At 66.8% G+C, this 15,035-nt stretch carries 11 protein-coding genes; 7 read left to right on the forward strand and 4 right to left on the reverse strand.

Features of this window, described 5'->3' with window-relative positions; all coding sequences use genetic code 11:
• The first annotated feature begins 16 nt into the window (after nucleotides 1-16).
• From VT03_RS28955 to VT03_RS28970, 4 genes are all read left to right on the forward strand, one after another.
• Nucleotides 17-3,493: a DUF4332 domain-containing protein gene (locus tag VT03_RS28955; protein WP_075096228.1), complete on the forward strand. Its 3,477-nt coding sequence runs from the start codon at nucleotides 17-19 to the stop codon at nucleotides 3,491-3,493.
• A 394-nt stretch (nucleotides 3,494-3,887) separates the two neighbouring features.
• A complete protein-coding gene (locus VT03_RS28960; RefSeq protein ID WP_156514832.1) occupies nucleotides 3,888-4,112 on the forward strand; it encodes a hypothetical protein in 225 nt (74 codons plus the stop codon).
• Nucleotides 4,113-4,274: 162 nt separating this feature from the next.
• Nucleotides 4,275-4,655 (forward strand): DUF4440 domain-containing protein, encoded by a 381-nt coding sequence (locus tag VT03_RS28965; RefSeq protein ID WP_231870546.1) that lies wholly within the window; start codon nucleotides 4,275-4,277, stop codon nucleotides 4,653-4,655.
• Between the two features lie 116 nt (nucleotides 4,656-4,771).
• Nucleotides 4,772-6,151: a glycerate kinase gene (locus VT03_RS28970; protein ID WP_075096231.1), complete on the forward strand. Its 1,380-nt coding sequence runs from the start codon at nucleotides 4,772-4,774 to the stop codon at nucleotides 6,149-6,151.
• 38 nt (nucleotides 6,152-6,189) lie between these two features.
• Here VT03_RS28970 and arfB read toward each other — a convergent pair whose 3' ends face one another.
• From arfB to kdsB, 4 genes are all read right to left on the reverse strand, one after another.
• Entirely contained in the window at nucleotides 6,190-6,648 is a 459-nt protein-coding gene (gene arfB, locus VT03_RS28975) for an alternative ribosome rescue aminoacyl-tRNA hydrolase ArfB (protein ID WP_075096232.1), read from the reverse strand.
• A gap of 131 nt (nucleotides 6,649-6,779) precedes the next feature.
• On the reverse strand, nucleotides 6,780-9,599 hold the full coding sequence (locus tag VT03_RS28980) for a HEAT repeat domain-containing protein (protein WP_075096233.1): 2,820 nt from the start codon (nucleotides 9,597-9,599) through the stop codon (nucleotides 6,780-6,782).
• Nucleotides 9,600-10,023: 424 nt separating this feature from the next.
• Nucleotides 10,024-11,643 (reverse strand): CTP synthase, encoded by a 1,620-nt coding sequence (locus VT03_RS28985; protein WP_075097353.1) that lies wholly within the window; start codon nucleotides 11,641-11,643, stop codon nucleotides 10,024-10,026.
• 197 nt (nucleotides 11,644-11,840) lie between these two features.
• Nucleotides 11,841-12,641, reverse strand: coding sequence for a 3-deoxy-manno-octulosonate cytidylyltransferase (gene kdsB / locus VT03_RS28990; protein ID WP_075096234.1), 801 nt, complete (start codon nucleotides 12,639-12,641; stop codon nucleotides 11,841-11,843).
• 282 nt (nucleotides 12,642-12,923) lie between these two features.
• Between kdsB and VT03_RS28995 the strand changes: the two genes are divergently transcribed.
• From VT03_RS28995 to VT03_RS29005, 3 genes are all read left to right on the forward strand, one after another.
• Nucleotides 12,924-13,391: a DUF2752 domain-containing protein gene (locus tag VT03_RS28995; RefSeq protein ID WP_082846619.1), complete on the forward strand. Its 468-nt coding sequence runs from the start codon at nucleotides 12,924-12,926 to the stop codon at nucleotides 13,389-13,391.
• A 17-nt stretch (nucleotides 13,392-13,408) separates the two neighbouring features.
• Nucleotides 13,409-14,221, forward strand: coding sequence for a hypothetical protein (locus VT03_RS29000; RefSeq protein WP_075096235.1), 813 nt, complete (start codon nucleotides 13,409-13,411; stop codon nucleotides 14,219-14,221).
• 118 nt (nucleotides 14,222-14,339) lie between these two features.
• Complete coding sequence (locus VT03_RS29005) at nucleotides 14,340-15,026, forward strand: hypothetical protein (RefSeq protein WP_075096236.1); 687 nt, start codon at nucleotides 14,340-14,342, stop codon at nucleotides 15,024-15,026.
• The last annotated feature ends 9 nt before the right edge of the window (nucleotides 15,027-15,035 follow it).

Genomic DNA, 15,035 nt, shown 5'->3' on the forward strand with positions numbered 1-15,035 from the left:
TGCCGGGGGGTCTCTCATGAAAATTCGTGATCTTCGCATCGAAGGGTTTGGCGTCCTGTCCGCCCTTCCATTGCACGACCTGAACGAAGGACTGACGGTCCTTCACGGTCCGAATGGATCAGGCAAGAGCACGCTGCTGCAGTTCATCCGCGGCCTGTTCCTCGGCTACTCCGAGGCCCGCCGCCTCCGCCTCCTGCCGCCGCTTCGCGGTGGAACCCCCGGCGGCTCGATGGTCCTCACCGATCCGGTCCGCTTCACGCTCACCCGGCACGCCCGCAACGATCTTTCCGACACGCTCGCGATCAACGTCAGCCACGGCTCGCCGGAGGATGCCCGCCGGCTGCGGGGAACGATCGAGGGACTGCGGCCGGACCTGTTCCGGACGCTCTACGCTGTCGGCAGCCTGGAAGCCCACAGCCTGGGACAACTCGTCGACATTGCGGACCGGGACGGCATCGACCTGCGGACCCGCCGCTCGGATGCCACCTGGCTGCGGAGCCAGATGGAGACTCTTCAGGGGGAACAGTCGGGCCTCCTCTCCCCTTCCCCGCAACAGGGCCGGATCCAGGAGCTCGAGACGGAACGGGACCGGCTCCGCGCCCGGATCGACGTCTGTCGGGGCGAACAGCAGACCCGCCACGAGGACCACTCCGCCACGCTGCGCCGCCTCCAGGAGCAAGGGGCCCGCCTGCAGCGCGAGATCGACTGGCTCGACCAGCAGCTCCAGACGGTCCAGTGCGATCTCAATGCCTGCCACGACCGCCTGTGGGGCCGCACCTCCCGCACGATTCGGACGGTCCGCCGTGTCGAGGTCGAGCAGCCCGTCGCCGCGCCGCTCGTCACGACGGCGCTCCCGGAGATCGAAGAACTGGACCGGCAGATCGAACATTGCCGGCAGGTCCTCCGCGACCTCGCGTCGTCCCGGCGGAAGCTGACGGTCGAGTCCGCCAGCCTCGCCGGAGCCGAGACCCCGGATGATCCGACGACATTCGCTCGGGACCGCGCTGCCCTGCGGCTGCTGGAAGGGAATCTCCACAGGCTGGACGGGCTCGTCGAGCAGGTTCTCGACGCTCAGAAGATCGGCCGCTGCCTGTGCGACGCCACGCAGGCGGCGCTCGCCGGCAGTTCGGACAGCATGCGGGAGCAGGTTTACCTCCTGTGCCAGTCGCTCAATCGGCGAGAGAAGGAGTCGCAGCGGCGGATGCTCCTCGCGCAGCGCGACGGTGTCGACCGGATGGAGCTCGATCTGGAAGCCCGGATCCGCGACCTGCGGTCCCGCCGCGACGCGATCCTCACCGCGCAGGCGGACACCGATCGGGAGCGGATCCGCTATCGCAGCGACCTCGAACGCGTCGGCTGCGAGTGCGATGCCCATGGCCGCTGGGAGGCGTTGGCCGCCGCGCCGGTTCCCACGGCTGTCGAGCGGTCGATCGTCGAGATCCCCGAAGAGCAGATCGTTGAAGACTCGACGGCCCGTCCCGGCGATGCCGCACTGGCTCGCGAACTCGCCGACCTCAAAGACCAGCTCTGGCTCCAGCTCCAGGGAGTCCGGGGGCGGCAGGCGGCGCTGATTCGGGATCTCGCTCGAATCGAAGGCCGCGGCGGCGAGTTCGCCGACGACCGCGCGCTGCAGAGCATGCAGTACGAATACTCGGTCCTTGAGCAGAAGCTGGCGGACTCCCGCTCGCAGTGGCAGTCGCTGGCCCTCCTCCAGGCGACCCTCAACCTCGCGCGGCGGAAGCTGGAGAACGAAATCCAGCCGCCGGTCATTGCCGACGCCTCCGCCACGTTCCGCCGTCTGACCGAGGAGCGCTACAGCGGCTTCCGGTACGCACCCGAGACCCGCGAGCTCTACGCCGTCCTGTCGAGCGGCCAGCAGCACGGGCTTTCCTCGCTCAGCCGGGGGACGCTCGATCAGGCTGCGCTGTCGCTGCGGCTCGCCCTCGCCGACGAGTACGCCCGCCGGGGGCTGCGGTTGCCGTTCATTTTCGACGATGTCCTTGTCGACACGGACGAAGGACGGCTCCGCATCGCCGTGACCGTCCTCAAGGAGGCGGCCGCCCGCGGGCATCAGATCCTCTTCCTCACCTGCCAGGACCACCTCGCGGGGCTGTTCCACGAGATGGGGATTGCCGTCCGCGGTCTGCATCGGGAGTGGCAGCCGGTTGTCCGCGGCACCGCCGCGGAACCCCGTCCTGTCCGCGCAGCGGAGGTTCCGGCCTCCATCGAGCGAAGATTGACCGCGCCCGTCATGCTCGCACCGAGTGCGATCCCGGCCGCCGCTTCGGCTCCCGAGGCCGTCTCGGCCATGGACGAGATCGATGAGCCGGGCGACACCATCTCTCTCCGGAGTCAGCCCGACAGCCCGTTCTGGCTCCAGGTCGATTCCCCCGTCAGCTTGATTCCGTCTCTCGGCGCCCAGATGGGCCGCCGGCTCGGCGCGATTGGCATCGCCACCGTGGCCGATCTGATCGACGTCGATCCCGAGTCGGTCGACATGCCTCTCAGCAGCCTCCAGGTTTCGGCGGCGCAGCTTCGCACGTGGCAGGCGGAAGGCCGCCTTCTCTGCTGCGTCCCGGGACTGACGGGGCGTGATGTCCAGCTGATCGTCGCCTGCGGTATCGTCAACCCCGCCGAGCTCGCCGAGATCGACGCGGACGTTCTTCTGGCGCGGGCCCTCCGGCTGCAGGATGGGATGTCGCCTGGCTCGTTTGAATGGCTGGCGCCCGGACAGACGTTCCCGTCGCGGGAATCGGCCCGTCAGTGGATTGGCGCTGCCCATCGCTCCCGCACTCTGGCTGACGCCCTCGATGCCGCCGGATGGGGAGAGGATGACGACGGCTCGGACGGCGAAGGGGACGGGGGAAACGGCTTTGGCGGTGATGATCCCGGTCCCTTCGGGGATGACTCCGGGCGCGGTCCACGGACGTTGCGGCGGGCTCGCCGGACGCGCGCCGGACGAAAGAACCGTGTCACCCTGAGGAACTCCGCTTCGCGGATGCGGCTTCGTGCCGAGTCGCCCGGCGAAGCGGGGGGCAAGGCGGAGCCCTCGGAATGGCGGTACTTCCTGCAGACCGACAGTCCCGTCGTCGACGCGCCTTCGATTGGTCCCAAGATGGCGGAGCGGCTGAAGGAACTTGGGATTCTGACGGTGTCGGACCTGATCGGGCGTCGGGCGGAGTCGATTTCGGCGGGACTCACGGAGGCCAAGGTGACCGCGCGGCAGGCTCAGGACTGGCAGCGGCAGGCGGTGCTGATGTGCCGGGTCCCCGAGCTGCGGGGGCACGATGTGCAGATCCTGGTCGCGTGCGGCGTCGATACGGCGGAGCAACTGGCGGGGATCGCTCCTGCGACGTTGTGGAAGCAGGTCGAGGCCTTCCTGGAGACTCGTGACGCCGCGCGAGTGCTGCGTTCGTCGACGCCGCCGGATCTGGACGAGGTGACAGACTGGATCCGTTTCGCGGGGCATTCACGGGCATTGCGGGCTGCGTGAAGCGACGGTCATGCCGGACGGGCTTCCATAGCTCAAACCCAACGTGCCACGGCAGCCTGGGGTCAAGGGGGCAACCCCTTGCCGCCGGAGGCGCTTCCATGAGGAACCGTGGTACGCAACGGACGTCCGCTTTGTGGTACCGGCGTCGAGGACTCACCGCTCGTTTTACAATCCCCGCGGGTTGGTGAGAGGGCATACGGTACGGTGTCCGCGCTTGGACACGCGCTCCTTCAGACATCTCTCCACGGCCAGGCCTCCGGCGGGCAAAGGGGCGTGGCCCCCTTGCATCCCCCCACCAGGGTGCCCCTGGACCCGGTACTTGGGGCATCTTCCGGATAGAATGCCGGACACGATCTTCGTTTCCGACCTTCGCTCTCCCGCCCACGAGACCACCATGCACCCAGGCAACATCTCCGGCGCTGCAGGACGAATCCACGAAGCCATGGACGAACTCCAGATCGCCTGGCAGACCGCCAGCAACCACTGGAAAGACAGCAGCAGCGAAAACGTCCTCGAAAACCACCTCAAACCTATGGAACACGAGGTCCGGCTCGCCATCCCGGCCATCTCCCACTTCCTCCAGGTCGTCTCCCAGGCCCAGCGCGAACTGCAGGAGTAAAGGTTTCCCGCGGAACGCCCGCGCCGACAGCGCTCAGGCACCCCCTCCCGGCCTATCCGCGCTGGACGGACCAAATCCCGCCCCATACCTTTCGCACTGCTGTCCGCTCCGGCCCGTCGCCGGACGGTTTTTCCCAGGCGTGCTGGATTGACGAGGGTGTCCGTGTCCCAGGCTGAAGTGCTCGAAGCGAATCGCAAGCTGCTGACGACGATCGACAAAGGAGACTGGGCGGCCTACGCCGAACTGTGCGCAGACTCGATCACCTGCTTCGAGCCCGAAGCGAACGGCCACCTCGTCGAAGGTCTCCCCTTCCACAAGTTCTACTTCGACCTCCCCGGCGGCGGCTCGCCCCGCCAGTCCTCGATGGCCTCCCCGTTCGTCCGGATGCTCGGCGAATCGGCCGCCGTCCTGACCTACGTCCGCCTCGTCCAGAAGACCGGCGCCGACGGCGCTCCGGTCACTGTCGCATCCAACGAAACCCGCGTCTGGCAGAAGACCTCCGGCGGCTGGAAGCACGTCCACTTCCACCGCACCCCCTGCTGAATCGGTTTCAGGGAGATCGGCGCGCGCCCGACAGGCGGCGCCGGTCCATCCCGTCCATGGCCAGCGCGGTTTCGGCCGGCTGCCAGAGCCTTAGCGGCAGCCCAGGGGACGCGGAGATGTCCGTCGACTATCAAGAGCGATCCGCGGCCCGGCTCATCTGGGAGGCGGGGGTGGCCTCGGTCTTTTCCCGGCCGCTCGTTCAAGACTCTCTTGAGGCCCTGGAGGGCCGGCTCGTCGTTCATGGTCAGGCCTATCCGCTCTCGGACAAGTCGCGCGTGCTGGTTGTCGGAGCGGGCAAGGCGGGCGCCGGGATGGCGGAAGGGGTTGAAGATGTCCTCTCATCGAAGTGGTTCCGCGACCGCCTGAGCGGCTGGGTGAACGTTCCGGCCGACTGCATCCGCCCGCTCGCGAAAATCCATCTCCACGCGGCGCGGCCGGCCGGCGTCAACGAGCCGACGCCGGAGGGAGTCGAAGGCTCGCAGCAGATCCTCGAACAGGTCTCTCAACTGGGACCGGACGACCTCTGTCTGGTGCTGATCTCGGGAGGCGGCAGCGCCCTTCTCCCCGCGCCGGTGGATGGACTGAGTCTGGCGGACAAGGTGACGCTGACGCGGCTCCTGTCGCGGGCAGGAGCCACGATCCAGCAGCTCAACTGCGTCCGCAAGCAGCTCTCGAAGATCAAAGGGGGCGGGCTCGCTCGGGCGTGCCGGGCGCCGCTCGTCAGCCTCATCATTTCCGATGTCGCCGGAGATCCGCTCGACGTCATCTCGTCGGGACCGACGGTTCCCGATTCGGGGACCGCCGCGGAAGCGATCCAGATCCTGACTGAACTCATACCGGATCGTCGCCAGGTTCCCGACGCGGTCTGGGCGATCCTCGAAGCAAAATCCCGCCAGTCCGCCGCCGAATCGGCCTCGTTCTCACACGTCCGCAACTTCGTGATCGGCAACAATCGAATTGCGGTCGAAGCCGCTGCCGCCGCGGCTGCCAAAGTCACCCGAATCCGACACGGAGACGTCCGCATCCTCGGCTGGGACCAGGGGGGTGTGGCCCGCGAGGTCGGAACAGCTCTCGCGTCCGAAGCCGTCCGGGTTCAGAAGGAAATGCCGGCGGGCATGGGCCCTGTCTGTCTCATCAGCGGCGGGGAACCAGTCGTCCGGGTCGCCAGCACGGGCCGTCCGCAGAAGGGAGGCCGCAATCAGGAACTGGCGCTCGCCGCGCTCGCTTACCTGCGGCAGGAGAACGTTCGCGGCATCACGGTGCTTTCCGGAGGAACCGACGGCGAAGACGGACCGACGGACGCCGCCGGAGCGGTGGTCGATGACGATGTCCTGGCCCGGACGCGAGAGCTCGGCCTCGATCCCCGGGCCTTTCTCGACGACAACAATTCCTATCCGTTCTTCGAGCAGACCGGCGGCCTGCTCAAGACCGGTCCGACGCACACGAACGTCATGGACCTGCGGGTCGTTTACATCATGCCGCCCGGTGTGGGCTGACGGTCAAAGCGGCTGCAGCCTGCCGATCCGGGAACCCGTCAGTCCCCGTGGTCGACTCGGCGGGCGGCTCGCCGTTCGGCCCCCTGTCGCTTTTCCTTGAGCCGCCGCTCCTTTGACCCCCGCGTCGGTTTCGACTTCTTGCGGGCGCGGGGAGCGACGAGCGCGGCCCGCACGAGTTCCTGAAGTCGAACGAGGCACTCCACGCGGTTACGAAGCTGGTCGCGATAGAGCTGACTGACGAGGAGCAGGTCGCCGTCTTTCGTGATCCGGTTGCGGTTCACGGCAACCAGACGGGCCCGGACCTCGTCGGGGAGTTCGGCGGAGACGACGGGCCACCGCATCTGGACCCGCGAGCTGACCTTGTTGACGTTTTGTCCCCCCGGCCCGCCGCTCCGAGAGTATTGAAACTCCAGCGCCGCCAGCGGAATGCGGATCCTCTCCGAAACGATCAGGTGATCGTCCTGGACCAGCTCCGGTGGAAAGAGATCGGCCGACATTGGGTGATCGGGAACTTGAGGAGAGCGGGCTCGCGGCTTGTCTTCATCGGTAGACCGGATGGAAACGAGATCCATCCGACACTGGGCGCGAGGAACGGGTTCGCGCGATTCCCCGCCCCGTCCCGGGATCCTCACATGGGAGCATCCTTTTCCTTCTCGCCCCCCGCCTCGCTCTCGCCGGCGATCTTCGTCTTGTATTCCGGAAGGGCCCGCAGTGTGGCGATGTCCGGGTCGACTTTCATGAGGGAGAACTCCTCGAAGCCGGCGTCGATCGCCTTGCGGAGATGTGAGAGTCCTTCGTCCTGGTACTTCTTGAGCTTGGCATCGCGCTCGGGGGACGCCGGCTCCTTCTCGACCTGCTCGACGGCCCGGCCGTAGGCGCAGGCCGCGTTGTAGAGATAGAGGTGATTCTGCCGGTACTCGTCGCGGACGCGGTCCAGCACCTTGAGTCCCTCGTCGACCTTTCCTCGACGGACCTGCACGATCGCGACACCCGTCAGGGCGTTGGCGCTCTCGCCGTCGAGCTCGACCGACCGTCCGAAGTCCCGCTCCGCTTCGTCGAGTTTGTTCAACCACAGGAAGGCGTTCCCGCGGCTGGCCCAGGCGTACGGCAGCAGCGGATCCATTTCCAGGGCGATCGTGGCGACTTCCACCATCCGCTCATGATCCTGCTTCTCGTTCCCGCTCCCCTTCTGCTGGGCTCCCTCCAGGAACTGATAGGCGGGGGAGCGGGCGTAGAGGTTGGCCAGCATTTGCCCGGCCTCCATCCGCAGGTCCCCTTCGACACTCGCCCGCAGGGACTGCAGAATCTCCCGCGCCTCGGGACCGCCGACCTGGTAGAGCGTGTTGAGGTAGGAGCCCACCTCCTCGCGCGGTACCGAGGACTTGAGGCGCTGCCGCAGGAGAGGCAGGAGCTGTGGGTCGGCCGTGGAGGCCAGGTATCGCAGACCGATCTCTCGAAGGTTCGTGTCCGTTCCCTGGATCTCGCGAATCGCCAGCTCCCGCCCCGCCCGCGACTGCTGCTCGGAGAGGAGCGAAAGGACGGCCCCCTTCTCTTCGACCGTCAGCTTGTCGTAATCGCGAATGAGACGGTCGATGACGTCGCTGCCGCCGATCAGTCCCAGGAGACCGATGATCTGCGACCGTCCCTGCTTCATCGTCGCCATCCGGTCGAGCAGCGGCGGCACGGCCCGCAGGTCGCGGGTCCGGTAGAGGAGTCCGTAGACGTTCTGCATGTCGGCGTCGGACGCCTTGGTGTCCTTCAGCCGTTCCAGGCAGATCTCCATGGCGATCGATTCCGCCTCGGGATCGGTCCGGTCGACGAGGATGTTGAACGCTTCGACCCGCACCCGTTCATCGGGATCGTGGACCAGCCGTTTGAGGACCTGCAGCAGCTGCGGGTGGCCGATCCGCCGCACCGCGCGGAGCGCGGCGAGCCGGATCTCCGCGCTCTTGTCCTCGCAATGCTTGAGGAGCCGGTCATTCCAGGCGGGGTGGGCGAAGGCGGCCAGGACTTCGATCGCTTCGCTCGCGGGGACGGCGATCGGCTTGTCGAGGTTCCGGGTGAGGGCCTGGTGGAACTCCTCGAACCGCGAGGAGGCGAGGCTTTCCATGGCGATGCGGGCGAGCCGCGGCGGTCCTTCGACGAGGGTCTTCTCCAGCCTTGCGACTGCTCGCGGATCGCGGATCTCACCGAGCGCCACGAGTCCGGCCGACTTGAGCAGATCGTCATTCCCGTCGACGTACTCGTTGACGACGCCGATCAGCTCCGGTCCCAGCCGGCTTCCTCCCTGGGCGAGCGCGGCCGCCCGGGCCAGCCGGTGTCCCGATTCGATCTCCCGGACGAGCTGTTCCGGCGGCAGGGCCTCCAGGGAGGTCCGGAGCGCTTCCTGGACCGCGTCGGAGAGAGACTCGTGGATCTGGCTGCCGGTGTTCTCTTCCGCGAGTTCCATCGCCTCGGCGTTGATGAGGTCCTGTTCGGGATCGTCCGCCGCTGATTCGCCGGGGCCGGTCGGGGGGACGACGAGGTGCAGCTCGCCGATCGCCGCGGGGAGGGTCGGCATCGTGCTGAATGTCTGCGATGTCGCTCCGGTCCGTCCGAACTGGAACCACGTCTTCATGTGGTCGCTGAGCCAGCCGGGGGCCTGAGTCCCGTGGATGACGGCCCGGGTGGCCCCCTGGGCGGGGGCGTCTTCGAGGTACTTGACCAGATCCGCGACGTTGACCGTGTCGAGCTCGCCGCGGAGTTCGATGAGCGCGAGGCACTTCCGCGGGCCGATCGCCTCCGCCCGCAGTCCGAGCCGCGCCCGGTCGAGGGCGTTGAGATTGATTTCGAGGATCCTGTCGTCGAGCGAGACGCGGAGGACCATCTCGGGAACGTTGCGGCTGCGGGGGAGGCCGCCGAAGACCCATCGGACCAGCCGCTCTCCCTTGGCCGGGACGGGGAGCGTGGCGGGAAGCATCTTTTCGGAGACGAGCTCGACGGGGCTGAAGGACTCGCCGCTCATGAACTGGACGCCGTAGCTCTTGAGCGAGCCGAGGTCCGTGGCTCGGAACTCCTTGCCGCCGACGCGGAGGACGGCGTCGCGGGGCTTCAGGGTGCCGGGCTGGCCGGTTGGGTTGACGAAGACGAGGTCGAGGAGCAGGTACCGCGGCTCATTGGCGGGATAGACGTTGGGCGTCCAGAGGTTGATGCGTCCGAGGAGGGGGGAGATCCGGGCGGCGATGGCGGCCCGGTCGGCCGGTTTGCCGGTTTCGATCGCTTCCCGGCGGGCGACTTCGTCGAGGCGCTGTTCGAGTGTCGGGGGGCTGGGGGCCGGTTCGGCGTCCGGTGGGACGCGGAGGACCTGATAGCGCTGTCGGAGCTGGGCGTGGGTGGCCGTGCTCGCCAGGAGCAGCAGTCCGACGGTCAAGAGCACGCGCGCGGTGTATTCGCGAGGGAACGACGGCATGAGCGGTCCAACCGATGTGTCGACCCCAGACGACCGGGCGGTCGCGGGTTGCGGCCATCATAGCCGGAGGGCCATGCGACGGGCGACTTCGGTGGAAAAACGTGCTGGCGGATGGATGTCCAACGCGAAGAACCGCGTCACTCGGCAGCTGGGGTCAAGGGGGCGACCCCTTGCCGCCGGAGGCGCTTCGATGAGGAACCGTTGTCAACAACGGGCGTCCGTTTTGTGGTACCGGTTATAGAGGACTCCCTCACATCACACCGCTGGCTTTGCCATCCGCGCGGGTTGGTGAGGGGCCATCCGGCACGGTGTCCGCGCTTGGACACATGCTCCTTCAGATATCTCCCGGCAAGACGGCCTCCGGCGGGCAACGGGGATTCTCCCCCCTGCACCCCCTGACCAGGGTCCCCCTGGACCCAACTGGTCAGTCGCCGCTCGCGCTCTTCTGACGGCGCTCGATCGCCGCACCAATGAAACCGCGGAACAACGGATGCGGCTCCAGCGGCTTCGAACGGAACTCCGGATGGAACTGAACCGCCACAAACCACGGATGGTTCGGCAGCTCAATGATCTCCACCAGGTTCCCGCTCGGGCTCAGCCCCGCAATGCTCATCCCCTTCTCGATCATCCGGCTCCGATACTCCGGATTGAACTCATACCGGTGCCGGTGCCGCTCCATCACCACTTCGGCCCCGTAGGCCGCCGCCGCCTTCGTTCCCGGCTTCAGATGACACGGCTGAGCCCCCAGCCGCATCGTCCCCCCCTTGTCACTGATCGTCCGCTGCTCCTCGAGCATGCAGATCACGGGGTTCCCCGACTCCGACTCGAACTCCGTGCTGTTCGCGTCCTGGAGCCCAAGCACGTTCCGGGCGAACTCGATGACCGCCGTCTGCATCCCCAGGCAGATCCCGAAGTACGGAATACCGTTCTTGCGGGCGAACTCGATCGCCTTGATCTTCCCCTCGATCCCGCGGTAGCCGAACCCGCCCGGGACCAGCAGCCCGTCAATGCTCCCGAGCGCAAAGTCCGGATCGCTCGTCTCGAGCTGCTCCGCCTCGATCCGCTTGATGAGGACCCGCGTCGAATGGGCGAACCCGGCGTGGCTCAGCGACTCGTAGATCGACTTGTAGGCGTCGCGGTGCTCGATGTACTTGCCGACGACCGCGATCGTCACTTCCTTGAGCGGATTGCGGATCCGGTCGAGGAGCTGCTTCCAGTCGTCCAGGTTCAGCTCGCCGATCGGCAGGCCGAGCTTGTCGATCACCAGCCGGTCGAGCTTGTTCTCCGCCAGCCCGACGGGAACTTCGTAGATCGACAGCTCCTTGTCCTGCTCCTCGATGACCGCCTTCCGCTCCACGTTGCAGAACAGGGCGATCTTCTCGCACGCCTCTTTGCCCAGGGGCCGCTCGGTCCGGACGATGAGGATGTCCGGCTGGATCCCGATCTGCCGCAGCTGGCCGACCGAGTGCTGCGTCGGCTTGGTCTTCGCTTCCTTGGCTGCCTTGAGGTACGGGACCAGGGTCAGATGGATGAACAGACAGTTGTGCTTGCCGATCTCGAGCGGGATCTGGCGGATCGCTTCCAGGAACGGAAGCCCTTCAATGTCCCCGACCGTCCCCCCGAGCTCGGTGATGACGACGTCGACATCCGGCGTCGCCAGGTCGAGGATCGCGTTCTTGATCTCGTCGGTGACGTGCGGAACGACCTGGACGGTCCCCCCGAGGTACTCCCCGCGGCGTTCCTTCTGGATGACGGTCTGGTAGATCCGTCCCGAGGTGTAGTTCGACTTGCGGGACAGCGGCGAGTTGGTGAACCGCTCGTAGTGCCCCAAATCGAGGTCGGTCTCGGCCCCGTCGTCGAGGACATAGACCTCGCCGTGCTGGTAGGGGCTCATCGTGCCGGGGTCGACGTTGATATAGGGGTCGAGCTTCTGCATCCGGACACGCAGGCCGCGACGCTCGAGGAGCAGACCGATCGACGCCGAGGTCAGCCCCTTCCCCAGCGAACTGACCACCCCGCCCGTCACGAAAATATGCTTCGCCATGTCCCCGACGCATCCCCTGGAGCCGCTGTTCCGGATCGCCCCGGCCGTCCGCTTCCCCTGCGGGAAACGCCCGGCCACGGGCGGAACGCGGGAGCAAAACCGCTCCATTTGCCTCGGAAAAACAGAAGGTCTGCTCTTCAAAAGCAAAACCGGGGGGCAATAACCCCCCGGTCGTGTTCGTGGCGCCCGGCCGATCGTTACGATCTGATGGCTCTCTGCCGGGCGACGAAGGCAGCATAATCGGCGGCGGTGTCGATTCCAACCGACCGGTGCGGGACCACCTGGACGAGGATCGACGCTCCCGCCTCCAGTGCCCGAAGTTGTTCCAGGCTTTCGAGTTGCTCCAGCCGCCCGCGGGGCATCTGGGTCATCGCCAGGAGGAAGTCCGGGCGGTAGGCGTACACCCCCATGTGGAGCAGCCAGGGAGACGCAACCCGAGCCCGAGTCTCCGTTTCCGAGCCTTCCGCTTCGTCGGGGCCGGGAAGCAGGTCCTCCGGCCGGCCGTCGCGGTAGAAGGGAATCGTCGACCGGGAGAAGTACAGCGCCCGGCCGTCGGCGGCGCAGACGACTTTGACGCAGCTCGTGTCGAGGAGCGTCGCGAGGTCGCGGATCGGCGTCGCCAGTGTCGCCATCTCGACCTGCGGCCGGGACGCCAGGAGTGCAATGAGGCGGTCGAGCGTCCCTGGATCGAGCTCCGGCTCATCCCCCTGGATGTTCACGACGGCGTCGGCGTCCGGGCAGCAGCGGCGGACGACCTCCGCGATCCGGTCGGACCCGCTTGGGTGTTCGCCCGTCATTTCGACCCGGGCTCCGAAGCCCCGGGCGACCGAGGCGATCTCCTCGCCGTCGGCCGCGATGATGACCTCCGACAGCCCCGAAGCCTTCGTGGCGACCTCCCAGGAATACTGAAGGAGGGGCTTCCCGGTATCCCGCAGGAGCAGCTTCCGGGGGAGGCGCGACGAATGGAGCCGGGCCGGGATGATTCCGTAAACCTTCATGGAGATCCTTTCCTGAAGCGAGACGCCGACCGCAGGGAAATCGTTCCTGGGACCGGACGGGACAAACCGCCGAGACTCTGACTTGAACGAATCCCGCTGGCAACTCAAAAAGGGAGGCGGAAACCGGCCCCTGACCGGGCGCAGTCCGGCGGGAATTGCTGAACGGGCGCGGATTTTCGCTCAAGTTCTGCAGAGTCCGCCGGAGCGCCTCTCTCTCTGCACAGGGGTGCTATCCGCCGTCGGACGGAAACGACTATCACGCCGCAGGAACCTGGACACGTGATGAATGCCGACGCCGCACCGAGAGACTTCCGCCCCCGGGACTATCCCGTCGGCCCCCTCGGACGCGGGCTGCTGGTCCTGATCGGACTGGCCCTGGCGGCGGGTTTCGGGCTGGCCTGGACGGTCTCCCCGGACTCCCGCGGGTACGGCACGCATCAGCAGTTCGGGCTTCCTCCGTGCAGCCTGTACGTGCTGTTCGGAATCCCCTGTCCGAGCTGCGGCAGCACAACCGCCTTCGCGCACTACGTCCGCGGGGAGTGGCTGGCGGCCGCCCGGTCCAACATGGCCGCGTTCCTCCTGGCGCTTCTGTGCACGCTCCTCATCCCGTGGAGCGGCTACAGCGCCTGGCGGGGTCGGCTGTGGCGGATCTCCGATCCGGCGTGGAGCATCGCGCTCGCGCTGGTCGGCCTCGCAACGACCTCTCTCCTGCACTGGGGAGTCCGCTGCGTGGCCGCAAGGATGACCTGACGGCGAAGGATCGCCCCATGACCCAACCGAATCCGCTCTCTCCCCACGCCTCCCCCTCGCCCGCGCCCTCCCCCGCCGGCGACCGGACCTCCATGATCCTGGTCTCCCGGCGCGACTGCCTGACGCTTCTGTTCGGCGCGTCCGCCTTGAGCTTCTCCGGCTGCGTCAACGCCCTGGCGATGGCGACGAAGATGATCCAGGGGGACCCGATGACGACCGCCGGGTTCACGGTGGCGACCGGTGTCGACCTGGCCGAGACCGGCTCGCTCGTGGCGGCGCACGTCTCCTGCCCCACGACGATGACCCGGAACTACGCGACGCTGACGTTCGATATCGAACAGGAACTGCGGGAGCGGATGCGGCGGAATGACGTTCAGTGCGTCAATCCGAACGAGGTCTCGAACATCCTCGACGCCAAGGGGCTGCAGTTCGACCCCAAGCTCATCGCCCGCACGATCAAGGACGTGGAGTACGTGTTCCACATCCACATCGAGTCCTTCAAGCTCCACGTCGACAACAGCCCCACCCTCCTCCAGGGGATGGCCCACGGAACGATCTCGGGCTACGCCATCGACGGCGGAAATCCGGACGGCGACAAGAAAAAGAAGGCCGAGAAGACCGCCAAGGCGGAGTCCTCCAAGGACGACAATCCCTCCCCGCGCACGGCGATTCAGATCTACGAGAAAGAGTTCCTGTTCGAACACCCGCGGAACCATCCGATTCCGATCGACCAGACCCCCGTCAACGCCTTCCGCCGCAAGTTCGTCAACAAGCTGGCGGACCACCTCGGCAACCAGTTCTATCCGGTGAAGACCATCGATCTGATCTGAGCGGTCCCCCGGCAGCGACCTGATGTCAACGGTCCCACCGCAGCGAGACATCCCGCTCCTCGCAGGCTTTCCGGCTCCTTCCGTTCCGCACATCCCCTCTCGTCTTTCGCGAGTCGTCATGTCCTCATTCACCTCCTCGAAGTCGCTCGCCTTCCGCCGGGCGCTCGCTCTCCTGCTGATCCTCGTGGCCGGGGTCTCGCAGGGGTGCAGCCCCATCGCGATGCTCGGCTACCTGATCGCCGGCCCGCCGTCGATCGAGCCGGAATTCGAGACCGAGACCGGCCTGTCGATGGAGGGGGGCGAGAAGAAGGTCGCGGTCGTCTGTTACGCCCCGAAGAACCTGCTCATCGAGTTCCCCAAGATCGACGACGAGGTCGCCGCGCAGGTCGCCTACCGGCTGGGGGAGAACAAGATCGCCATTATCCGTCCGGAGTACATCCGGGCCTGGGTCGACGAGCATCCGGACTGGGAGCTGGCCGAGGAAATCGGCAAGGAGTTCAAGGCGGACTACGTCGTGCAGATCGAGCTCGCCGACTTCGGCCTCTACGAGGGGGACAGCACGACCCTGTACCGCGGACGGACCGAGGCGTACGTGAAGGTGTGCGCGATGGAAGACGACAAGCGGACCGGCGAGCAGGTCTTCACGAAGGACATCGACTTCATCTTCCCGAGCGCCGTTCCCCGTTCGTCGTACGACACGACGCAGACCCGCTTCAAGCGGGAGTACATCTCGCGGCTCAGCGAGAAGATCGGCTGGCTGTTCTACGAACACTTCAACGGCGACACGATCCCCTGGGCGACGTGAGCCGGGGCG

The sequence above is a fragment of the Planctomyces sp. SH-PL14 genome (assembly GCF_001610835.1).
In the GTDB taxonomy this organism is placed as follows: domain Bacteria; phylum Planctomycetota; class Planctomycetia; order Planctomycetales; family Planctomycetaceae; genus Planctomyces_A.